The following is a 22,405-nucleotide window of genomic DNA, read 5'->3' as shown; positions in this document are numbered from 1 at the left end:
TGGCGAGACGCGCCGCCGCAAGGTGAACGACGGCGACGGCCCTGTCTAGGTATCTTTTCGCAGAGGCGTCACAACCCCGGCTTGCGAATGTCGTCGTCGTCGAGGATCCGCGCCGCCGCGCCGTCGAGGTCGTCGTACTGGCCGCTCTTGAGCGCCCAAAGGAAGCCGACGAGGCCGAGAAATCCCAGGCCGAGGGCGATGGGGAGGAGATAGACGAGGACGTTCATGGCGCGAGAGTGGCCGGACGATGTGGCGGCAGCGCGGCGGACGGCGCGGTCTCCGGCGACGGCGTCGGCCGGGAGCCGAGCCGCGCCCGCAGCGCGTTCAGCGTGACGATGATGGACGAGCCGGACATCGCCCCCGCCGCGATGAGCGGCGTGACGAAGCCGGCGATGGCGAGCGGCACCGCGACGACGTTGTAGATGACGGCGATCCACAGGTTCTGGCGCATGATCGCCACCGCCCGGCGCGACAGCCGCGCGGCGTCGACGACGGGCGCGAGGCGGTCGCCCAGGAACAGCGCGTCGGCCGACGCCTGCGCCAGATGCGCGGCCGTGACGGGCGAGATCGAGGCGTGCGCGGCGGCCAGCGCCGGGGCGTCGTTGAGCCCGTCGCCGACCATCAGCACGCGGCGGCCGCGCGCGGCGAATTCGTCGAGAGCCGCGATCTTCTCCGCCGGCTTCAGGCCCGCGCGCCAGTTCTCGACGCCGAGCTGCGCGGCGACCCGCGCCACCGGCTCCTCCCGGTCGCCCGACAGGATGGCCAGCTCGTAGCCGGCGCGCTTCAGCTCGGCGACGACGGCCACGGCGTCCGGCCGCAGCACCTGCCGCATCAGGATCACCGCGCGGCGCGCGCCGTGGGCGAAGCAGATCACCGTGGCGTCGGGGCTCGCGCCCAGCACCGTCTGCGCCTGCGCCTCGGCGCCGCAGAACGCGGCGCTGCCGAGCCGCGCGGGCTCGCCCTCCACCACGGCCGACACGCCCTGGCCGGGCGTCTCCGTCGCGCCCTCGAAGGGGCGCTGGCCGCGCGCCTCGGCGGCGAGCGCGGAGGCCAGCGGATGCCGGCTCGATAGCGCCAGCCGCGCCGCCAGCGCCAGCAGCCCGGGATCCAGCTCGGCGCGGTTGACGATGCGCGGGTCCGGCGTGGTGAGCGTGCCCGTCTTGTCGAACACGACCGTGTCGCACGCGGCCAGGCGCTCGATGGCCTCGCCCGATTGCAGCAGCACCCCGGCCCGGAACAGGCCGCCGGAGGCGACCACCTGCGTGGCGGGAACCGCCAGCGCCAGCGCGCACGGGCAGGTGATGATGAGCACCGCGATGGCGGTGATGATCGCCGCGTGCAGGCCCGCCCCCGCCGCCAACCAGCCGATGGCCGTGGCCAGCGCGGTGACGTGGACCACGGGCGAATAGATGCGCGCCGCCCTGTCGGCGAGGCGCAGATAGCGCGAGCGCGCCCCGGCCGCCGTCTCGACCAGGCGGTTCACCTCCTGCAGCAGCGTGCCCTCCGCGGCGGCGGTGACGCGCACCGTCAGCGCGCCGCTGACGTTCACCGTGCCGGCATAGACGAGCGAGCCGGGGCCGACCGGCTCGCGCGCCGTCTCGCCGGTGACGAGGCTGGCGTCGACCTCGGACGCGCCGGAGATGACCTCGCCGTCGACGGCGACGCGGTCGCCCGGGCGCACCAGCACGCGGTCGCCGGGCCGCACGCCCTTCACCGGCGTTTCGCGCGCCTGGCCGTCCTCGCCCAGCACCACCGCCGTCTCGCCGCGCAGCGCCAGCAAATTGCCGGCCACGGCGCGCGTCTTGCGGCGCATCACCTGGTCCAGCACGCGGCCGAGCAGCAGGAAGAACAGCAGCATCACCGCGCTGTCGAAATAGGCGTGCTCGGCGCTGTGGATCGTCTCGTAGAGCGACATGCCCAGCGCCAGGCACACGCCCAGCGAGATCGGCACGTCCATCGTCATGGAGCGGTTGCGCAGCGCGCGCAACGCGTTGCGGAAGAAGGGCTGCCCGGCGTAGGCCGCCGCCGGCAGCGCGATCAGCGCCGAAATCCAGTGAAACAGGTCGCGCGTCTCGGGCGTGATGTCGCTGACATTGCCGGACCACACCGACACCGAGAACAGCATGATGTTCATGGCGGCGAAGCCCGACACCGCGAGGCAGCGCAGCAGGAAGCGCATCTCCGCCTCGTCGCGCGCCTCCTCGCGCGACGCCTCGAACGGGTGCGCCTTGTAGCCCAGCTCGGCCAGCCGCGCGACGATGGCGCCGGGGTCGAACTGCGGCGCCGTCCAATCGGCGGCGAGCCGGCGGTTGGTGTAGTTGAGCCGCGCGCGGTCGAGGCCGGGAACGGTCGCCAGCCCGCGCTCGATGTCGCCGATGCAGGCGGCGCAGGTGATGCCCTCGACGGCGAGCTCCAGCCGGCGCGAACCGTCGGGCCGGGTTTCGACGAGGGCCGAGTAGTCGATCGCGGGGGACATCGATGCGGCCTCGGCGCGGCGGTCTATTTCAGGATAACGCGGCTGCGGGACAGGAAGACGCGCTTCCCGCCCTGGAGCAGCGACACGACGAGGTCCCACTGGCCGGGCGCCACGTCGGACACCGCGCCCGCGTAGCGGCCCGCGCCGACGAGCGCCAGCTCGCCCTTGCGGTCCTCGCGGCGGTCGGCCGGGCGCTCCAGCACGACGCCGGCGGCGAGCGACGACAGCGCCGTCCCGCCCGCGTCCTTCGCCTGCACGGAGATCTTCGCCACGCCGTCGACGCCGCGCTCGATGCTGGCGTCGACGCTCCAGCCCATGGCGTCCTGGCGGCGCGAGTCGGCCAGCTCCGAGTTGAACGCCAGCCCGTCCTGGTAGGGCGAGGCGCGCTCGACGCCGCTGAACGTCGTCACGGCGTAGCGCATCATCGTGAAGTTCACCGCGAACACGACGCCGAAGAAGGCGACGAGCATGGCGAGAACGTGCCAGCCGTTCAGGCGGAAGCCGGAGGGGTTGAGGTCGGTCTGTCTGTCAATCATGGCCATGGTCTTCAGTTGCTCCCCGGCCCCTTGAAGAAATCGCCCGTCTGCGCGGTCACGCCCGTCGTGATGTCGGTCAGCCGGAAGCGGACGGGCGTCGACGGGTTGTCGAGCGCCCTTGGATTGGTGACGAGCACGCGCAGCTCGCGGGTCTGGTCGGACTCCACCTCGAGCACCGCCGACTGCTCGGCGCGGTGCGGCTCGCCGACCACGTCCAGCGTCGCATCGGGAAGGCCGAGCACCTCCAGCCGGAACGGCCGCGCCTCCAGCGCCTTGTTGGTGAGGCGCACCGTGTAGGCGTTGCGCACGCCGCCGTCGGCGAGCTTGACGAAGACGGGATTGCGGTCGTGCAGCGCGCTGACGCCGAGCGTGGTGCGCGTCGCCAGCGTCGCCGTCATCAGCGCCCCGACGCCGACGATCAGCCCGGCGTAGAGCACCGTGCGCGGGCGGATGATGCGCACCACCGGCTCCTCGCGGGCGATGCGCCGCTTGACGTTCTCGTCGGTGTCGTAGCCGATCAGGCCCGACGGCCGGCCGATCTTCGCCATCACGTTGTCGCAGGCGTCGATGCACAACCCGCACTGGATGCAGCCAAGCTGCGAGCCGTCGCGGATGTCGACGCCGGTGGGGCAGACATTGACGCACTGGAAGCAGTCGACGCAGTCGCCCGCCGGCTCCGCCCTGGCGCGCGCCGCGTCCGCCTTCTTCGCCGACATGCGCGGCTCGCCGCGGTCGTAGCGATAGGTGACGTTGAGCGCGTGCTCGTCCGTCAGCGCCGCCTGGATGCGCGGCCACGGGCACATATAGAGGCACACCTGCTCGCGCATGAAGCCGGCGAGCGAATAGGTCGTGACAGTGAGGATGCCGATCCACACATAGGCGACGAACGGCCCGTTGAAGGTCAACAGGTCGTAGACCAGCGTCGGCGCGTCGGCGAAGTAGAGCACCCAGGCGCCGCCGGTCCACCACGCGATCATCAGCCAGAGCGAGTGCTTGAGGATCTTCTCGGCCACGCGCTCGAGGTTCCACTCGCCGCTGGCGGCCTTGCGCATCTGCTCGCGGCGGTCGCCCTCGACCAGCCGCTCGACGGCGTAGAACAGGTCGGTCCACACGGTCTGCGGGCAGAGATAGCCGCACCACATGCGGCCGGCCACGGCGTTGGTCAGGAACAGGGCCAGCGCCGCCAGCACCAGCAGGCCGGTGACGTAATAGAGCTCCTGCGGCCACAGCTCGATGAAGAAGAAGTAGAAGCGCCGGCCCGGCAGGTCGATCAGCACCGCCTGGTCGGGCGCGTGGACGCCGCGGTCCCAGCGCACGAACGGCAGGAAGTAGTAGATGCCCAAGGTGACGATCAGGATCGTCCACTTGATGGTGCGGAAGCGGCCGCGCACGGCCTGCGGGAAGATGTCCTTGCGCGCCTCGTACAGCGGAGCGTCGTCAACGGACGCTGGGCTTACGGCCTTCGGCTCGGCGCTCTCGGCGGTCGACATGAAAGTCCTCGAAGGTGCGGGGGAAACATCCGGCGCCCTCCGCGCTCGCCGGATCGTTGCTGGAGGGGGCGGACCCGAAGCCCGCCCCCGCCGGTCGTCTTACTTGCCGCCGCCCAGGGAGTGGACGTAGACGGTCAGGATCTTGATCGTCGTCGGGTCGAGGCGGCCCGTCCACACCGGCATCACACCGCCGCGGCCGTTGGTGATGGTCTCCTCGATCGTCTTCTGGTCGCCGCCGTACAGGTACAGGCCGGACGTGAGGTTGGGCGCGCCGAGTTCCGGATTGCCCTTGCCGTCGTCGCCGTGGCAGACGGCGCAGTTCTCCGCGAAGATCTGCTTGCCCTTGGCGAGGTCGTGCGCGCCCTCGGGCTTGCGCCCCGACAGCGACACGACATAGGCCGCCACGATCGGGATGTCGGTCTTGGACAGCGTGCCGTCCTTGCCGAACGCCAGCATGTTACCCTGGCGCGAGTCCGGGCTCTCGTTGCGGATGCCGTGGGTGATCGTCTGCTGGATCTGGTCGAGCGTTCCGCCCCACAGCCACTGGTCGTCGTTCAGGTTGGGGAAGCCGACGGAGCCAGCGCCGCCGGTGCCGTGGCACGGGCTGCAGTTGGTGCCGAAGGCCTGCTTGCCGATCTGCAGGGTCGCGGTCAGCAGTTGCGGGTTCTTCTCGATGTCGGCGAGCGGAGTCGCCTCGATCTGGGAAACGAGCCCGCTGCGCTGGTTGCGCAGGGCGGCCAGGTCGACCTCGATCTGGTCGCGGCTGGCGTAGCCCAGCACGCCCTTGGTGTAGGAGCTCACCATCGGCCACGCCGGGTAGGCGATGACATAGCCGATGCCCCACACGATGCACATGTAGAACAGCCACAGCCACCAGCGCGGCAGGGGGGTGTTCAGCTCACGGATACCATCCCACTCGTGTCCGGTCGTGGCGGTACCGGTGACGCTGTCGAGTTTCTCAACGGCCATCGGTTCAGTCCTTCTCGAGGGGGATGCGGGAGGCCTCCGCGAAGGTGGCCCCTTTCTTCGGGTTCAGGGCATAGATCAGCACGAGGGCGAAGAACGCCACGAAGCTGAGCGTGCCCCAGATCTGCGCGAAACTCGCCAGGGATTCATAGTCGGCCATGGGTGAGCTCCTCAGCGCACGTTCGCCTTGCGGTCGTAGGTCTTGAAGTCGACCAACGTGCCGAGCATTTGCAGATACGCGATCAGCGCGTCCATCTCCGTGATCGCGCCGGCGTTGCCGTCGAAATCGCGCGCGATGGACTTGGGATAGCGCTTGGCCAGGTCCGCCGCGCCGGCGTCGTCGGGCGTCGCCTGGGCGACGATGTCCGTCCCCGCCTTGGCGATCATCTCGTCGGTGTACGGCGTGCCGAGCAGCTTCTGGACGCGCATGTCCTCCTGGATATGCGTGGCGTTGAGCGTCGTCTTCGCGAGGAAGGGGTAGCCCGGCATGATCGAGGTCGGCACCACCGCCCGCGGGTTCACGAGGTGGGCGCGCTGCCACTCGTCCGAATACTTGCCGCCGACGCGGGCGAGATCCGGACCCGTGCGCTTCGAGCCCCACTGGAACGGGTGGTCGTACATGCTCTCCGCCGCGAGCGAGTAGGCGCCGTAGCGCTCCACCTCGTCGCGCAGCGGGCGGATCATCTGCGAGTGACAGTTGTAGCAGCCCTCGCGGACGTAGATGTTGCGCCCGGCCAGCTCGAGCGGGGTGTAGGGGCGAACCCCGTCCACCTTCTCGATGGTGCTCTTCAGGTAGTAGAGCGGGGCGATCTCGACGAGGCCGCCGATGGCGACCACGATGAGGATGCCGACGAGAAGGATGATCGAGTTCTTCTCGAAGACCTGATGTTTGGCCCAAACGGACATGCGTGCCCCCTTACTCGGCCGGAACCATCTGGGGACGCGCGGCCGGGCTCGTGGCGAGCTCCGTCGAGCGGATCGTCATCCAGATATTGTAGGCCATGATGAGCGCGCCGAGGACGAACAGGCCGCCGCCGATGGCGCGAATGACGTAGAACGGATGCATCGCCTCGGTCGTCTCGATGAACGAGAACTCGAGGAAGCCCAGGCTCGTGTAGGCGCGCCACATCAGGCCCTGCAGGATGCCCGAGACCCACATCGCCGAGATGTACAGGACGATGCCGAGGGTCGAGATCCAGAAGTGCCAGTTGACGAGCTTCAGCGAGTAGAGCCGCGAGCGGTTCCACAGCCACGGCACGAGGCAATAGATCGCGCCGAAGGAGATGTAGCCGACCCAGCCCAGCGCGCCGGAATGCACGTGGCCGATGGTCCAGTCGGTGTAGTGGCTGAGCGAGTTCACCGACTTGATCGACATGAGCGGACCTTCGAAGGTCGACATGCCGTAGAAGGCGACGGACACCACCATCATGCGCAGCACGGGGTCGGTGCGCAGCTTGTCCCACGCGCCCTGCAGCGTCATCAGGCCGTTGATCATGCCGCCCCAGGAGGGCATCCACAGCACGACCGAGAACACCATGCCGAGCGTCTGCGCCCAGTCGGGCAGCGCCGTGTAGTGCAGGTGGTGCGGGCCCGCCCAGATGTAGGTGAAGATCAGCGCCCAGAAGTGCACGATCGACAGCCGGTACGAATAGACCGGGCGATCGGCCTGCTTCGGCACGAAGTAGTACATGATGGCCAGGAAGCCGGCGGTCAGGAAGAAGCCGACCGCGTTATGGCCGTACCACCACTGCACCATCGCGTCCTGCACGCCCGACCACACGATGTAGGACTTGGGCGAGAAGATCGACACCGGCACCGTGGCGTTGTTGCCCAGGTGCAGCATGGCGATGGTGACGATGAAGGCGAGGTAGAACCAGTTGGCCACGTAGATGTGGGGTTCCTTGCGCTTCCACAGCGTCGTCAGGAAGACCAGCAGGTAGACCACCCACACCACCGTCAGCCACAGGTCGGCGTACCACTCGGGCTCGGCGTATTCCTTGCCCTGGGTGATGCCGAGCAGGTAGCCCGTTCCGGCGATCAGGATGAAGAAGTTGTAGCCCAGCACCACGAACCACGGGGCGATCTCGCCGGCGAGGCGCGCGTGGCAGGTGCGCTGCACGACGTAGAAGGACGTCGCCAGCAGCACGTTGCCGCCGAAGGCGAAGATCACCGCCGAGGTGTGCAGCGGACGCAGCCGGCCGAAATTCGTATAGGCGAAATCGAAGTTCAGCACTGGATAGGCCAGCTGCAGCGCCGCGATGAGGCCGACCGTGAATCCGGCGATGCCCCAGAACATGGCGATGGCGGTGGCGAACTTGATCGGGCCCAGATTGTAGTTGGGCTTGCCGTCGATCTCCTGCGGGATCGGCTCGGCCGGCCGCGAGAAGTAGCGGTTGAAGATGGCGAACACCGTCGCCACGCTCGCCGCCGCGAAAAGATAGGCGTGGAAGGCGTATTCGGGCGTGTACGCCTTCGCGGCAATGATGATGCTCATGACCGCAAGCGCCAGCATCGCGATTGCGGTCCCGCCCTCCCCTATCCTCAATGTTTTTCTGACGGCTGCTGCTTGCGTCATAACTTCCCCCTGAAATCGGGCGGTCCAGTGCATTCCCGTTTGCCTAGGCGCACGGGACCGGCCAGGTGCGACGCCCGGCCGGTTGATGGTTACCTTTGGCCCAAGACGCGCGGGGCTTCGTTGACCCACATCAATGGGCCTCCCCGAAGCTGCCACAAACTTGCCTAAATTCGCGCCGTCTCCGGCCCCGCGGCCGCCGGACGGGCGAAAAGGGCCTGAAAGCGGGCCAAGACCGCGGGAATCGTCTACTGAAGTCGAATCGGGTCCGCACTCTTCCGGACCCCGGAATCGGAACGACGCATGGACTGGTCGCCGCAGCAGGACGAGGCGCTGAGCCGGGTGTCGGCCTGGCTCAAGAGCGGTTCGCCGCAGGTGTTCCGCCTGTTCGGCTACGCCGGCACGGGCAAGACCACGCTGGCGCGCCATTTCGCCGAGGGCATGGACGGCGAGGTCGCCTTCGGCGCCTTCACCGGCAAGGCGGCCCACGTGCTCCGCACCAAGGGCTGCACGGACGCGACGACCATCCACAGCCTCATCTACCGTCCCAAGTCCCTCGAGGAGGAAGACCCGTCCTTCGTCATCAACCGCGACTCCGCGGCTTCCAAGGCGGACCTCATCGTCATCGACGAGTGTTCGATGGTCGACGAAGAGCTGGGGCGCGACCTGCTCTCCTTCGGCGTTCCCGTGCTGGTGCTGGGCGACCCCGCCCAGTTGCCGCCGGTGAAGGGCGGCGGCTTCTTCACCGAGCATGAGCCGGACATGATGCTCACAGAGGTGCATCGCCAGGCGCGCGACAATCCGATCATCCGGCTCTCGATGGCGGTGCGCGAGGGCGAGTCCCTGCCCCGCGGCGCGCATGGCGACAGCCTCGTCATCCGCCGCGCCGACATCGACGCCGAGGCGGTGCTGAAGGCCGACCAGGTGCTGGTGGGAATGAACCGCACCCGCCGGCTCTACAACCGGCGCATCCGCGAGCTGCTGGGCTTCCGCGACCCCATGCCCGCCGTCGGCGAAAAGCTCGTCTGCCTGCGCAACGACAAGCAGAAGGGCCTTCTGAACGGCGGGACCTGGACGGTGAAGCGCCTGCGCGAGCCGCTCAAGGGCTTCGTGCGCATGGAGGTGACGCCCGAGGAGGAGCCGTCGCGCAAGGCCGTGCGCGTGAAGGTGCTGCGCGAGTTCTTCGAGGGCGGCGACGAGACGATCCCGTTCCTGATCCGCCGCGAGTCGGACGAGTTCGACTACGGCTACGCCCTCACCGTCCACAAGGCGCAGGGCTCGCAGTGGGACGACGTCGTGCTGTTCGACGAGAGCGGCGCGTTCCGCGAGCACCGGGCCCGCTGGCTCTATACCGGCCTCACCCGCGCGGCGCGGCGCATCACGGTGGTGGTGTAGGGTCGGGGGGCGTCCGCGGCTGCGGCCGCGCCGGAACCGCACCGTCGGCGTCAACGTTCCCGCTTCGGCAAGCCAGGGCCGCGGCGCTTCATCCACACGCGCCAGGGCCGGCGGGCGATTCCGCCAGGAGGCGACGGTGACCGGCTTCATTCCCTATTGCGGCGTCGCTCCCACGCCCGGCGCGCTCGCCTGGAACACCGACCCCGTGCTGGCGGCGATCCTCGTCGGCCTGGTCGCGCTGAGCCTGCGCGGCGGCGGCGACCGCGCGATGCGCACGACGTCCCTCCCCGGCTGGCTCGCGCTGGCGCTGGCGCTGGTGAGCCCCCTGTGCAATCTCGGCGTCGCGCTGTTTTCCGCACGCGTGGCCCAGCACGTGGCGATCGCGCTCGTCGCCGCCCCGCTTCTGGTCGCGGGGCGCGCCGACCTCGCCGTGTGGCGGGGGCTCACCGGCCGCGACGCGCCCGTGGGCCGCACCGAGATGGTGCTCGCCCCGATCCTCTACGCGGCGGTGCTGTGGGCCTGGCACGCGCCGGCGCTCTACGACGCCACGCTGCGCGACAACGCCGTGTACTGGACGATGCACGTCACCAACCTGCTTGCGGCGCTGGCGCTGTGGCGGGCCATCCTGCGCGCCCCGACGCCAGGGGCCCGGGTCGCCGTCAGCTTCGCCACCGGAATGCAGATGGGCCTGCTGGGCGCGGGCCTGACCCTGCTGCCGCGCGCCCTCTATGCGGTCCACTTCGGCACGACCGCACCCTGGGGCCTGTCGCCGCTGGAGGACCAGCAGCTCGGCGGGCTCGTCATGTGGGTGCCGGGCGGCGTGCTGCTGACCGTCCACGCCGTGCTGGCGCTGAGCGTCACCCTGCGCCGCATGGAACGGGCGAACGCCGACGCGTAGCCGCGGCCCGCCCCTCACGCCAGCCCGTTCACCAGCTCCGTCTCGCCGCGCCAGAGGCGGTCGAGGTTGGCGAGGAGGATGTCGGTGACGTTCTCCTCGTAGCGGCGGGTTTCGCCCGCCGAATGGGGCGTCACGAGCACGTTCGGCAGCTCCCAGAAGGGCGAGCCTTTCGGCAGCGGCTCATCGTGGAAGCAGTCGAGTCCGGCGGCGGAGAGCCGGCCGTCGCCCAGCGTGGCGAGCAGCGCCGCCTCGTCCACCACCTTGCCGCGCGCCACGTTGATAAGGATCGCGCCGGGCTTCATGGCCGCGAAGGCGGCGGGGTTGATCAGCCCCTCGGTCTCCGGCGTCAGCGGGCAGGTGAGCGCCACGATGTCGGCCTGCGCCAGCGCCTCGACCAGGCGCTCCGTCGGCAGCACGGCGTCGGCCAGCTCCGGCATCGGCCGCGCCTCGCGCCGCACGCCGACGACGCGCATGTCGAAACCGCGCGCCAGCCGGGCGAGCCGCTGGCCGATGCGGCCGAAGCCGACGACGGCGAGCGTCTTCCCGCCGAGTTCGTCCTCGCGGATGGCGCGGTCCCCGATCATCGGACGCCAGCTTCGCGCGGCCTGGTGGTCGCGGGCGAGGTGAAGCTGGCGTGTGAGGGCGAGCACGAGCCCCATGGCGTGCTCCGCGACGGCGCGTTCGTTGACGCCCTGCCCGCTCGCCAGGCGCACGCCGCGGGCGCGAAACGCCGCCTTGTCGTACTGGTCCGCGCCGGCGCTGAGCGACTGCACGAAGCGCAGGCGCGGCGCGCGCTCGAGCAGGTGGTTGCGCCACAGGCCGGAGACGACGAGCACATCCGCCTCGGCCACGCGGGCCTCGAGGTCGTCGAGCGTGCGCACCTCGAAGTGCCGGATGCCGGTCCGGCGCGCCGCGAACGCATCCTGCATGCGGTAAGCCACGTGCGCGAAGCCGATCGTCAGCGCATCGCGCGGCGGCAGGGCGGAAACGGTCATCCGGAGGTCTCCCGAAAGGCGCCGGGGGAACGGGCGCCACTGATCCCGGAAGCCATACCTCGGATGACCGTCCCGCGTCTCGTCGGGGGAAGGCCATGTCAGCCCTGGTCCCGTCCGCCGGCCCGGCGGCGTCGACGATTTCGGCCGGACCGCTCTCCCGCGTTCAGCCGAACATGAACGCCAGCGCGGGCGCCGCCACGATCGTTCCGATCGCAAACCACAGCGCCGTGTCGAAACGCGACGCCGGCCGCGCGATGCGGTGAACGCCGCGCGCCACTTTCCCGGCCGACATGCTCCACCCGTTCATGCACGAGCAGAGCAGGCGGTGCGCGTCGTCCTCGGACATTTCGAAGAACGTCATCGCGTCGCCCAGCCGGTCGCTGGCCAGGCCTTCCTCGCGCAGCGTCTTGTCCTCGAAGGCGATCGTCAGCGGCGAATCCGGCGCGCGCATCAACAGCCGCTCGGCCGGAGCCTTGGTCTCGATCTCGCCCAGCGAGCGAAGCCGGCGCGCCGGGTCGCGCTCCAGCAACTCGGCCCACCGCTCGAGCTTCTCCCGGCGGGTCATGGGGCGCCGCTCGGCCACGCGCACTTCCGCGACGTCGCGGAGTTGTTCCACGCTCTTGTATTCCATTGACCTTCTCCCATCGGATGAAGATGGGCGGTGATCGGCCACCGCCGACCTTCGACGAGCCCCTTCCCGTCTCCGATCTCGAAACGCCGAGCGCCGGGCGCCGTCTCCGACGTCCCGCCAAGGCGCTGTCGTTCGTCGTCTCGCGCACGGCCCCTTCGGCGGCGCGGCTTCCGGCCCGGGTCTCAGCCCGCCGGATGAGGCTTGGCGTGGTGCTCCTTGAGGACCATGCCCGTCGTCGTGTCGATTTCCTTGAGCAGCACGTCGTAGCCCCACAGATCGGCCAGATGCTGCATCACGCGGCCGGTGTCCTCGGTCTCCAGCAGCACGCGGTTGAGCACATTGTGGTGCAGGATGAGGCGGCGGTCGCCGGCGAGGTCGACGTCCACCACCTGGATGTCGGCGTCGAGGCAGGCGACGTCGTACTGCTTGGCGAAGGCGCGGCGGATGCGCCGGTAGCCGCGCTCGTCGTGAATCGCGTCGACGCGCAGCGCCGGCTCGTTGGTGTCGTCGAGCAGGTGGAACAGCCGCCAGTCGCGGATCATCCGCGGGCTGAGGAACTGCATCACGAAGCTCTCGTCGCGGTAGTTCGCCCACACGTCGCGCAGCACGCCGTCGGCGTCGCCCTTGCCGGCGAAGTCGGGGAACCACTCGCGGTCCTCCTGCGTCGGCTCGACCGCGATGCGGGCGATGTCGCGCATCATGGCGAAGCCGAGCGCGTACGGGTTCACGCCGTTGTAGCGCGGATGGTCGAACGAGGGCTGGTAGGTGACGTTGGTGTGCGAGTGCATCGCCTCCATGAAGTCGCCGTCGCTGATCTCGCCGCGCTCGTGCAGGGCGGTCATGATTCGGTAGTGGCACCAGGTGGCGCAGCCCTCGTTCATCAGCTTGGTCTGGCGCTGCGGGTAGAAATACTGGGCGATCAGCCGCACGATACGCAGGATCTCGCGCTGCCACGGCTTCAGGCGCGGCGCGGTCTTTTCCAGGAAGTAGAGGATGTTCTCCTGCGGCAGCTGCAGCAGCGCCTTGCGGTGCTCCTCCAGCGCCGAGGACGGCGCGCCGTCGCGCGCCGCCGGCACGGTGCGCCACAAATCGTTGTACATGCGCTCTTCGTGCTCGCGCCGCTCGCGCTCCCGCTTCTCCTCGGTGCGCAGGTCGGGGCGCGACCGGCGCGGATAGCGGTGCACCGAGTTGCTCATCAGCGAGTGCGCGGCGTCCAGCACGCGCTCGACCTCGCGGTGGCCGTAGCGCTCCTCGCACTCGGCGATGAAGCCCTTGGCGAAGTCGAGGTAGTCGAGGATGCCGTCGGCGTCGGTCCACTGCTTGAACAGGTAGTTGTTCTTGAAGAAATGGTTGTGGCCGAACGAGGCGTGCGCGATCACCAGCGCCTGCATCGTCGCCGTGTTCTCCTCCATGATGTAGGTGATGCAGGGGTTGGAGTTGATGACGATCTCGTAGGCGAGGTCGCCGAGGCCCTGGCGGTACACCGTCTCGTGCTGCGCGAAGTGCTTGCCGAACGACCAGTGCTTGTAGAAGAGCGGCATGCCGGAGGACGAGTAGGCGTCCAGCATCTGCTCGGCCGTGATCACCTCGATCTGGTTGGGGTAGACGTCGAGCCCCATGTCCTTGAGCGCGACCTGCTCGATGGCGTCGTGGATGCGGCGCAGGGTCGTGAAGTCCCAATCCGGCCCGCGGTAGAGAAGACGTTCGCCGGGATCGAGTTTCAGGATCATGTCGCCGCCTTGGCGTCGCGCCGCTGGAACAGTTCACGAAAGACGGGGAAAATGTCGCGGCGATGGCGAACCTTGCGCATCGCGAAGGCAGGCTCGGAATCGCGGATCGTTTCGTAGGTGCGCCACAGGTCGCTGGCGCGCGAGCCCAGCCCGATCGAGGACGGTTCGTCCTCGGTCCCCACCTCGAGATAGGCGTAGTACTGGCACACCGGCAGCACTGTGTCCTTGAGGAGCGCGGCCGTCCGTTCGTTGTCGTTCGGCGCGTTGTCTCCATCCGACGCCTGGGCGGCGTAGATGTTCCAGTCGGCCGGGCTAAATCGCTCGGCGACGATGCGGGCCATCTCCTCGATGGCGGTGGAGACCACCGTCCCGCCGGTTTCGGTGGAGTGGAAGAAATCGTCCTCGTCCACCTCCTCCGCCGTGTGGGTGTGGCGGATGAACACGATCTCGACGTGCCGGTAGCGGCGCTTCAGGAAAATGTAGAGCAGCGCGTAGAAGCGCTTGGCGAGGTCCTTCATCGGCTCGGTCATCGAGCCGGAGACGTCCATCAGGCAGAACATCACCGCCTGCGCCACAGGCCGGGGATGCGGCGCGAACTGGCGATAGCGCAGGTCGATGGGATCGATGTAGGGAATGCGCCGGCGGCGGCGGTCCAGCACGTTGAGCGACTCGCGCAGCAGGGCCAGGCGGTCGGGCTCACCGCCCTCGCGTTCCAGCTCCGCGATCTCGTTTTCGAGAGCGACCGCCTCGTCGGACCGGGGCCGCTTCAGCGCGATACGCCGCGACAGGCTGTTGCGCATGGTGCGCAGCAGGGCGAGGTTGGCCGGCGAACCGGACACCGAGTAGCCGGCGCGCCGCCACTCGACGTGCTCGACGCCTTCCAGCTTGCGCTTGGCGAGGTCGGGCAGTTCGAGGTCCTCGAGGAACAGGTTCAGGAACTCGTCCTGCGAGAGCACGAAGCGGAAATCGTCCTCGCCGCCGCCATCCGGCGAGCCCTGCGAGCCGCCGCGTCCGCCGCCCCCGTCGGGGCGCGGGATGGTGTCGCCTTCCAGGAAGTCCTTGTTGCCGGGCAGCACGTGGTCGCGTCGTCCGCCCTGCGCGGAGCGGCGCAAGGTCGGCTCGCGGACGCCGTCCGACGGGATGCCGACCTCGCCGCCCTTCTCCATGTCGCGGATGCCGCGATCGCGGGAACTGTCGCGCACCGCTCGCCGCACGAGCGCCTGGGCGCGCCTCAGGAAGCGCTGTCGGTTGCCCAGGCTCTTGCCACCGGGATTGAGGCGGCGGTCGACGATGTGCATGACGCCAAGTCCGTTTGCTGCGAGGTCCGTTTGCTGCGAGGTCCGTTTGCCGCGAGGTCCGTTTGCCGCGAGGGATCAGCCGGCCTGCTTCACCCTCATGTACCACTCCACGAGCCGACGAACCTGACGCTCCGTATAGCCGCGCTCCATCATGCGCTTCACGAACTCGCCGTGCTTCTTCTCGCTGTCGGAGTCCTTCTTGGAGCCGAAGCTGATGACCGGCAGCAGCTCCTCGACCTGGCTGAACATGCGCTTCTCGATCACCTCGCGAAGCTTCTCGTAGCTGGTCCAGGACGGGTTGCGGCCGCCGTGGCTGGCGCGCGCCCGCAGCGCGAACTTGACGACCTCGTTGCGGAAGTCCTTCGGGTTGGCGATGCCGGCCGGCTTCTCGATCTTGGTGAGCTCCTGGTTCAGCAGCTCGCGATTCATCAGCTGGCCGGTGTCGGGATCCTTGAAGTCCTGGTCTTCGATCCACGCGTCGGCGTAGTCGACATAGCGGTCAAACAGGTTCTGCCCGTAGTCGTGGTAGCTCTCCAGATAGGCCTTCTGGATCTCGTGGCCGATGAACTCCGCGTAGCGCGGCCCCAGCTCCGCCTTGACGAACTCGAGGTAGCGCTTCTCCGTGGCGTCGGGCAGCTGCTCGCGCCGTACCGTCTGCTCCAGCACGTACATCAGGTGCACCGGATCGGCGGCGATCTCCGTGGTGTCGTGGTTGAAGGTGGCGGCCAGCACCTTGAAGGCGAAGCGCGTCGAGACGCCGTCCATGCCTTCGTCGACGCCGGCGGAGTCCTTGTACTCCTGCAGCGAACGCGCCCGAGGGTCGACCTCTCGCAGGCTCTCGCCGTCATAGACGCGCATCTTGGAGAACAGGTTGGAGTTGGGGTGTTCGCGCAGCCGCGACAGCACCGCGAAGCGCGCCAGCATCTCCAGCGTGGCCGGCGCGCACGGAGCGCCGGCGAGCTCGGAGCTGTGGATCAGCTTCTCGTAGATTTTCTGTTCCTCGGTGGCGCGCAGGCAGTACGGCACCTTGATGACGTAGATGCGGTCGATGAAGGCCTCGTTGTTCTTGTTGGCCTTGAAGCTCTGCCACTCCGCCTCGTTGGAGTGGGCCATCACGATGCCGGTGAACGGGATGGCGCCGATGTTCTCGGTGCCGACATAGTTGCCCTCCTGCGTCGCCGTGAGCAGGGGATGCAGCATCTTGATCGGCGCCTTGAACATCTCGACGAATTCGAGGATGCCCTGGTTGGCGCGGTTCAGGCCGCCCGAGTAGGAGTAGGCGTCCGGGTCGTTCTGCGACAGCGTCTCCAGCTTGCGGATGTCGACCTTGCCGACCAGCGAGGAAATGTCCTGGTTGTTCTCGTCGCCCGGCTCGGTCTTCGCGATGCCGATCTGGCGCAGCCGCGAGGGGCAGACCTTGAGCACGCGGAAGCGCGAGATGTCGCCGTCGAACTCGTCGAGGCGCTTCACGCACCACGGGCTCATCAGGCCGCTGAGGCGGCGGCGCGGAATGCCGTAGCGCTCTTCCAGCGTCGCGCCCATCCGTTCGGGATCGAACAGTCCGAGCGGGCTTTCGAAGATCGGGCTGATCTCGTCGCCGGCCTTCAGCACGTAGATGGGGTTGACCTCCATCAGCGCCTTCAGCCGCTCCGCCAGCGAGGACTTGCCGCCGCCCACCGGGCCGAGCAGGTAGAGGATCTGCTTGCGCTCCTCCAGCCCCTGCGCCGCGTGGCGGAAATACGAGACGATGCGCTCGATCGTCTCCTCCATCCCGTAGAACTCGGAGAATGCGGGATAAACCCGGATCGTCCGGTTCATGAAGATGCGACCGAGCCGACCGTCCTTCGCGGTGTCGACGAGCACCGGTTCGCCGATGGCCGCCAGGATGCGCTCGGGAGCGCTTGCGTACATCATGGGATCGGTCCGACACCCCTCCAGATAGTCGGTGAGGGTCATTTCCGTCTCGCGGCGAGCCTCATACGTCTTGGCGAAGCTTGCGAAGAGGTCATTCTCAGGAAACATTGCGATTTCCGCCCGAATTGACAGCTACGAAGATAACCGCGTGGCCTGCCGGAGGTTGCGCCCCGGCAGCCGACTCTGAGACGCACGACGCGCCCATCAAAATCCTGTGACGCCACCACCCGCGTGGTCGGTCCGTTGGACCGAAGCATTCCGGCGGCAAGAGCTTGAGACTTGCTTCCTGCCGGAGCCGATTTGAGCCAACAGGTTCGCCCTGCGACCCTGTTACTCTTACACCATAGACCTGTACACTACATGAATATTCGTGATTCGCGCATTGCCTAGACGTCGCTCGACCACATTTTCGTGACGATGCTGGGAGCGATCGCGTCTTTCCGGACCACAGTGAGGCTTCGATGCCACAGATGACGCCCAACGACGTGCTCGCCTTCTGGCGCGAGGCCGGCCGCGACCGCTGGTTCCGCGGCGGCGAGGCGTTCGACCGTGCCTGCATCGACCGTTTCCGCGACGTCTGGGAAGACGCCGCGGCGGGCCGGCTGGACGCATGGGCAAATTCGCCGGACGGCGCGCTGGCGCTCGTCCTGCTTCTCGACCAGATGCCCCGCAACATGTTCCGCGCCACGCCGCGCGCCTACGCCAGCGACGCCAAGGCCCGCGAGGTGGCGGAGGCCGCCATCGCGGCGGGCCACGACACGGAGGTCGAGCCCGCGTTGCGGCAGTTCTTCTACCTGCCGTTCATGCACGCGGAGAGCATCGAGGCGCAGGACCTCTGCGTCGCGTTGTACGAGGCGATGGGAGACGCCGACTCGCTGAAATGGGCGCGCCACCACCGCGACATCGTCGCGAGGTTCGGGCGCTTCCCGCATCGAAACGCCGTCCTCGGCCGCGAGACCACGCCCCAGGAACGGGAATGGCTCGCCAGCGAGGACGCCTTCAAGGGCTGAGACGGGAGCGCGCCTTCAGCGGAAGTCCGCCTCGGACAGCCAGAACACCTCGCCCTCGCTGTCCTCGGTGTCGAGCCAGAGGAAAGGCAGGTTCGGGTATTCGGCTTCCAGCACCTCGCGCCCCGTGCCGATCTCGCACAGCAGCCCGCCGCCCGGATTGAGGTGATCGGGCGCGCCGGCGAGAATGCGGCGGACGATGTCGAGCCCGTCCTCGCCGCCCGCCAGCGCCAGTTCGGGTTCGTGCCGGTATTCCGGGGGCAGCAGCGCCATCGTCTCCGCGTCGACATAAGGCGGGTTGGTGAGGATGAGGTCGTAGCGCCGTCCCGCCACCGGCGCGAACAGGTCGCCGCGCAGCAATTCGATGCGCTCCGTCATGGCGTGCTCCGCGACATTGAGCGTCGCCACCTCCAGCGCCTCGGGCGACAGGTCCACCGCGTCCACCCTGGCGTTCGGAAACCGCATCGCCGCGATGATGGCGAGGCACCCCGAGCCGGTGCACAGCTCCAGCACGCTCTCCACCGCGCCGGGCCCTTCGGGCAGCAGGTCGTCGCCCGCGAAGGCGTCGCCGAGCATCAGTTCGCCAAGGAAGGAGCGGGGCACGATGACGCGTTCGTCGACGCGAAACGGGATGCCCTGGATGTAGGTGCGGCCCAGCAAATAGGCGGCGGGCTTACGCGTGCTCACACGCCGCTCGATGAGATCGACGAGGCGACGCCGCTCCGCCAGCGTGAGACGCGCGTCGAGGAACGGGTCAAGCTGGTCGACCGGCAGGTGCAGCCCCTCCAGCACGATGAAGGCGGCTTCATCCAGCGCGGTGGTCGCGCCGTGTCCGAAATACAGGTCGGCTTCGTTGAACCTGCTGATCGCCCAGCGGAACAGGTCGCGGACGGTGACGAGTTCGTCGGCTGTCGTGGATTTCGGCTGGGGCACGGGCGCTCTCCTGGACGCGCCCGATTAATCCAGCCCGCGTCGGCGGACAAGCCTCGCGGCCGGCCGGCGTCAGCCCAGCGCGCCCGTGCCCTCCCCGTCGACCCAGCTGTCGAGGACGTCGAGATCGGGGCCGAGCGCCACCAGGTCCGCCCGCATGCCGGGCGCGACGCGGCCTCGCTCGCCGCCAAGGCCGAGAAACTCGGCGGGCGTGCGCGAGGCCATGCGCAGCGCCTCGGGCAGGCTCGCGCCCATCATCGCGACGGCGTTGCGCACCGCTTCCGCCATGGTCAGGTGCGCGCCCGCCAGCGTGCCGTCCGCCGTCGTCAGCCGCCCGCCGGCGAGCCGCACCTCGCGTCCCATCAGCATGAAGCGGTCGGTCGCGGCGCCCACCGAGGACATGGCGTCGGTGACGAGCATCAGCCGCTCCGCGCCGATGGCGCGGAAGGCGGCGCGCAGGCTTAAGGGGTCGACGTGCAGCCCGTCCGCGATGATGCCGACGAAGAGCCGCTCGTCCGCCATCGCCGCGCCCACCACGCCCGGCGCGCGGCCCTGCAATTGCGACATCGCGTTGAACAGGTGGGTGACGCCGGTCAGGCCCTCGCCGGCGGCGCGCTCCATGTCCGCGCCGGTCGCCTCCGTGTGCCCCGCCGAGACGCGCAAGCCCGCGCCGGTCAGCGCCGCGACGACGCCGGGCGGTGCCAGCTCCGGGGCCAGCGTGACGAAGGAGCGGCCGAGCGCCGCCGCGCGGCGCAGGCGCGCGATGGTGGCGGCGTCGAGCGGGACGATGTAGTCGGCCCGGTGGACGCCTTTGCGCGCCGGGTTGATGAACGGCCCTTCCAGATGCAGCCCCAGCACCCCCGGTTGGGCGAGAATGGCCGGCCCCGCGTCCAGGGCCCGGTCCATCGCCTCCGGCGCGTCGGTGATGAGCGTCGGCAGCAGGCCGGTCGTCCCGTGGCGGCGATGCGCGGCGACGATGGCGGCGGCCCCCTCGGGCGTCGGCGCGTCGTTGAACATCACGCCGCCGCCGCCATTGACCTGCGTGTCGATGAAGCCCGGCGCGAGCAGCGCGCCGTCCGGCAACCGCACGTGCGGCAACCCGTCCTGCGCCGAGGATCGGGGCATGACCGCGGCGATGCGGCCGTCCCGCACCCACACGCAGGCGTCCTCCCGCATCGCCTCGCCATCGAACAGGCGCGGGCAGAGGATCAGAAAGCCGGCGGCGGCGGGCGAGGCGTGGCGGGGGCGCGGCATGGGCGGGTCTCCGGCGCCGCGAGCCTCGGGAGACGTCGCGGCGCGGCGCGCGGTTGACAAGACCAATAGTATACCACTTAGTGGGATTCAAGCGGGGGCGGCCGAGCGGACGGAGACGCCATGGAACGGCTTGTCATCGAAGGCGGGCGCCGGCTCGAAGGCACGGTGCAAATCTGCGGCGCGAAGAACGCCTCCCTGCCGCAGATCGCGGCGTCGCTGATCTCGGGCGCGCCTCTCACCCTCACCAACCTGCCCGACGTCACCGACATCCAGGCCATGCTGGCGCTGATGGAGCATTACGGCGTCGCGCTGGGCAACCGGACCGCGCACTCGGTGACGCTCGACGCCGGGGCCGCGCGCAACGTCGAGGCGCCCTACGACGTGGTGCGCCGTATGCGCGCGACGATCCTCGTGCTCGGGCCGCTGCTGGCCCGCTTCGGCCATGCCCGCGTGTCGATGCCCGGCGGCTGCGCCATCGGCGCGCGCCCCGTCGACCTCCACCTCAAGGCGCTCACCGCGCTCGGCGCGACCATCGCCATCGACGCGGGCTTCATCGACGCCAGCGCGCCGCGCGGGCTGACAGGCGGCCGCATCGTCTTCGGCACGCCCTCGATGGGCGCGACGGAGACGGCCATGATGGCCGCGGTGCTCGCGCGCGGCGAGACGGAGATCATGAACGCCGCCCGCGAGCCGGAGGTCGCCGACCTCGCGCAGTGCCTCTGCGCCATGGGCGCGACCATCGAGGGCGCGGGCACGCACCGCATCCTGGTCCAGGGCGGGGCGGCGCTGGGCCCGGCGCGCCACGAGGTCATCCCCGACCGCGTCGAGGCCGGCACCTACGCCATCGCCGCCGCGATCACCGGCGGCCACCTGGAGCTGACGGGCGCGCGGCTCGAGCATCTCTCCGCCGTGGGGCAGGCGCTGGAGGCCGCCGGCGTGCAGATCTGGCCGACCGATCGCGGCCTCATGGTGTCGCGCTCCGGGCCGCTGCGCGGCGTCGACATCACCACCGAGCCCTATCCCGGGATCCCGACCGACCTGCAGGCGCAGTTCATGGCGCTGATGACGATCGCGCAGGGCGCGTCGATGATCCGCGAGACGGTGTTCGAGAACCGCTTCATGCACGTGCCGGAGCTGTCGCGGCTCGGCGCCAACATCACGCTGCAAGGCACGAGCGCGCTGGTGCGCGGCGTCGAGATACTGCGCGGCGCGCAGGTGATGGCGACCGATCTTCGCGCCTCCGTCAGCCTCGTGCTGGCGGCGCTGGCGGCCGAGGGCGAGACGGTGGTCAACCGCGTCTATCACCTCGACCGCGGCTACGAATGCCTCGACCGCAAGCTGGTGCGGTGCGGCGCGCAGATCAGGCGCGTGTCGTGACGACCCCGCTGTTCATCGGCGTCGACGGCGGCGGCACGGGTTGCCGCGCCCGCGTCGAGGACGCCGAGGGCAACGTGCGCGGCGCGGGCATCTCCGGCCCGGCGACCACGCGGCTGGGCTTCGACCAGGCCATGGAGTCGATCGAGACCGCCATGCAGGGCGCGCTCGAGGAGGCCGGGCAGAAGCCAGAGGACCGCGCGTCCATTCACGTCGGCATCGGGCTGGCGGGCCTGGGCCGCAAGGGCGCGCGCGAGGCGCTGGAAGCCCGGCCGCACGCCTTCGCCTCGGTCAGCTTCGCCACCGACGGCCTGATCGCCTGCCTCGGGGCGCATTCGGGCCAGGACGGCGGCATCGTGATCGTCGGCACGGGCAGTTTCGGGCTGGCGCGCGTCGCCGGGCAGGAGATCCGGCTCGGCGGCTACGGCTTCCCCATCTCCGACGAGGGCAGCGGCGCCGATCTCGGATTGCAGTCCATCCGCCTCGCCCTGCGGGCCTATGACGGCCGTCTCGATTCGACGCCCTTGCTCGCCGACGTGCTGGCCCGGTTCGGCGGCGACCCCGCCGAGGCTGTGGCCTGGATGGACAAGGCCAGCGCCACCGAATACGCGACCTTCGCGCCGCTGGTCATGCGCCATGCCGACAACGGCGACCCGGCCGGACGCCGCATCGTGCAGGGCGCGGCCGAGCAGATCGACGGCCTCGTCCGCGCGCTGGTCGAGCGCGGCGCGCCGCGCATCGCGCTGATCGGCGGCCTGTCGAGCGCCATCGAGCCCTGGCTGGCCCCGGACGTGCGCCGCAAGCTCAAGCCGGTCGATTCCGACGCCGTCTCCGGAGCCATCCTGATGGCCCGGGAGGCCGCCGGGAGCGGCGCTTCGGAGGCCTCGGCGATCTAGCTTTTCCGGTCACAGGCATTAGACTGGTATCTCAACTGGTATT

At 69.4% G+C, this 22,405-nt stretch carries 20 protein-coding genes; 5 read left to right on the top strand and 15 right to left on the bottom strand.

The features are described from left to right. Positions 1 to 68: 68 nt before the first annotated feature. The 8 genes from ccoS to ccoN all read right to left on the bottom strand — a co-directional run bounded on the left by ccoS (position 69) and on the right by ccoN (position 8,043). Entirely contained in the window at positions 69 to 227 is a 159-nt protein-coding gene (gene ccoS / locus NK718_RS00525) for a cbb3-type cytochrome oxidase assembly protein CcoS (protein ID WP_254737464.1), read from the bottom strand. Then, positions 224 to 2,476: a heavy metal translocating P-type ATPase gene (locus NK718_RS00520; protein ID WP_254737462.1), complete on the bottom strand. Its 2,253-nt coding sequence runs from the start codon at positions 2,474 to 2,476 to the stop codon at positions 224 to 226. Before NK718_RS00520 ends, ccoS begins: the two co-directional genes overlap by 4 nt. A 23-nt stretch (positions 2,477 to 2,499) precedes the next feature. After that, on the bottom strand, positions 2,500 to 3,012 hold the full coding sequence (locus tag NK718_RS00515; RefSeq protein WP_254737460.1) for a FixH family protein: 513 nt from the start codon (positions 3,010 to 3,012) through the stop codon (positions 2,500 to 2,502). 11 nt (positions 3,013 to 3,023) lie between these two features. Then, the gene (ccoG, locus tag NK718_RS00510; RefSeq protein WP_254737458.1) at positions 3,024 to 4,502 is read right to left on the bottom strand and encodes a cytochrome c oxidase accessory protein CcoG; all 1,479 of its coding nucleotides are present in this window, start codon (positions 4,500 to 4,502) and stop codon (positions 3,024 to 3,026) included. A gap of 99 nt (positions 4,503 to 4,601) precedes the next feature. Further along, positions 4,602 to 5,471 carry a cytochrome-c oxidase, cbb3-type subunit III gene (ccoP, locus tag NK718_RS00505; protein ID WP_254737456.1) on the bottom strand — a complete coding sequence of 290 codons (870 nt, stop codon included), beginning with the start codon at positions 5,469 to 5,471 and terminating at the stop codon, positions 4,602 to 4,604. Between the two features lie 4 nt (positions 5,472 to 5,475). Continuing rightward, the gene (locus NK718_RS00500; protein ID WP_254737454.1) at positions 5,476 to 5,628 is read right to left on the bottom strand and encodes a cbb3-type cytochrome c oxidase subunit 3; all 153 of its coding nucleotides are present in this window, start codon (positions 5,626 to 5,628) and stop codon (positions 5,476 to 5,478) included. Positions 5,629 to 5,639: 11 nt separating this feature from the next. After that, the gene (gene ccoO, locus NK718_RS00495; protein WP_254737451.1) at positions 5,640 to 6,374 is read right to left on the bottom strand and encodes a cytochrome-c oxidase, cbb3-type subunit II; all 735 of its coding nucleotides are present in this window, start codon (positions 6,372 to 6,374) and stop codon (positions 5,640 to 5,642) included. A gap of 10 nt (positions 6,375 to 6,384) precedes the next feature. Then, a complete protein-coding gene (gene ccoN, locus NK718_RS00490) occupies positions 6,385 to 8,043 on the bottom strand; it encodes a cytochrome-c oxidase, cbb3-type subunit I (RefSeq protein WP_254737449.1) in 1,659 nt (552 codons plus the stop codon). A gap of 300 nt (positions 8,044 to 8,343) precedes the next feature. On the opposite strand from ccoN, the gene NK718_RS00485 reads away from it, so the two are divergent. Both NK718_RS00485 and NK718_RS00480 read left to right on the top strand, forming a co-directional pair. Beyond that, the gene (locus NK718_RS00485; protein WP_254737447.1) at positions 8,344 to 9,435 is read left to right on the top strand and encodes an ATP-dependent DNA helicase; all 1,092 of its coding nucleotides are present in this window, start codon (positions 8,344 to 8,346) and stop codon (positions 9,433 to 9,435) included. 136 nt (positions 9,436 to 9,571) lie between these two features. Further along, on the top strand, positions 9,572 to 10,333 hold the full coding sequence (locus NK718_RS00480; RefSeq protein ID WP_254737445.1) for a cytochrome c oxidase assembly protein: 762 nt from the start codon (positions 9,572 to 9,574) through the stop codon (positions 10,331 to 10,333). Positions 10,334 to 10,347: 14 nt separating this feature from the next. Here the strand turns inward: NK718_RS00480 and NK718_RS00475 are convergent, their stop codons facing one another. From NK718_RS00475 to NK718_RS00455, 5 genes are all read right to left on the bottom strand, one after another. Beyond that, positions 10,348 to 11,328, bottom strand: coding sequence for a D-2-hydroxyacid dehydrogenase (locus NK718_RS00475; RefSeq protein WP_254737443.1), 981 nt, complete (start codon positions 11,326 to 11,328; stop codon positions 10,348 to 10,350). Between the two features lie 163 nt (positions 11,329 to 11,491). Then, positions 11,492 to 11,959 carry a hypothetical protein gene (locus tag NK718_RS00470; RefSeq protein ID WP_254737441.1) on the bottom strand — a complete coding sequence of 156 codons (468 nt, stop codon included), beginning with the start codon at positions 11,957 to 11,959 and terminating at the stop codon, positions 11,492 to 11,494. 182 nt (positions 11,960 to 12,141) lie between these two features. Beyond that, positions 12,142 to 13,689, bottom strand: coding sequence for a SpoVR family protein (locus NK718_RS00465; RefSeq protein WP_254737439.1), 1,548 nt, complete (start codon positions 13,687 to 13,689; stop codon positions 12,142 to 12,144). Then, positions 13,686 to 14,987, bottom strand: a complete 1,302-nt coding sequence (locus NK718_RS00460; protein ID WP_254737437.1) for a YeaH/YhbH family protein — start codon at positions 14,985 to 14,987, stop codon at positions 13,686 to 13,688. The genes NK718_RS00465 and NK718_RS00460 overlap by 4 nt, the downstream gene beginning before the upstream one ends. Positions 14,988 to 15,062: 75 nt before the next feature. Continuing rightward, a complete protein-coding gene (locus NK718_RS00455; protein WP_254737435.1) occupies positions 15,063 to 17,009 on the bottom strand; it encodes a PrkA family serine protein kinase in 1,947 nt (648 codons plus the stop codon). Positions 17,010 to 17,362: 353 nt separating this feature from the next. Between NK718_RS00455 and NK718_RS00450 the strand changes: the two genes are divergently transcribed. Continuing rightward, positions 17,363 to 17,911, top strand: a complete 549-nt coding sequence (locus tag NK718_RS00450; RefSeq protein WP_254737433.1) for a DUF924 family protein — start codon at positions 17,363 to 17,365, stop codon at positions 17,909 to 17,911. A 15-nt stretch (positions 17,912 to 17,926) separates the two neighbouring features. Here NK718_RS00450 and prmB read toward each other — a convergent pair whose 3' ends face one another. Further along, on the bottom strand, positions 17,927 to 18,841 hold the full coding sequence (gene prmB, locus NK718_RS00445; RefSeq protein WP_254737431.1) for a 50S ribosomal protein L3 N(5)-glutamine methyltransferase: 915 nt from the start codon (positions 18,839 to 18,841) through the stop codon (positions 17,927 to 17,929). A 69-nt stretch (positions 18,842 to 18,910) separates the two neighbouring features. Beyond that, a complete protein-coding gene (gene nagA, locus NK718_RS00440; protein ID WP_254737429.1) occupies positions 18,911 to 20,092 on the bottom strand; it encodes an N-acetylglucosamine-6-phosphate deacetylase in 1,182 nt (393 codons plus the stop codon). A 120-nt stretch (positions 20,093 to 20,212) separates the two neighbouring features. On the opposite strand from nagA, the gene murA reads away from it, so the two are divergent. Continuing rightward, on the top strand, positions 20,213 to 21,469 hold the full coding sequence (gene murA / locus NK718_RS00435; protein WP_254737427.1) for a UDP-N-acetylglucosamine 1-carboxyvinyltransferase: 1,257 nt from the start codon (positions 20,213 to 20,215) through the stop codon (positions 21,467 to 21,469). Further along, positions 21,415 to 22,362: a glucosamine kinase nucleotide-binding domain-containing protein gene (locus tag NK718_RS00430; protein WP_371877185.1), complete on the top strand. Its 948-nt coding sequence runs from the start codon at positions 21,415 to 21,417 to the stop codon at positions 22,360 to 22,362. Before murA ends, NK718_RS00430 begins: the two co-directional genes overlap by 55 nt. Positions 22,363 to 22,405 lie beyond the last annotated feature (43 nt).

Origin of the sequence: Alsobacter ponti (genome assembly GCF_024294805.1) — a bacterium.
Classification (GTDB): Bacteria; Pseudomonadota; Alphaproteobacteria; order Rhizobiales; family Beijerinckiaceae; genus Alsobacter; species Alsobacter ponti.
This window is presented reverse-complemented; position numbering and strand designations above follow the sequence as displayed.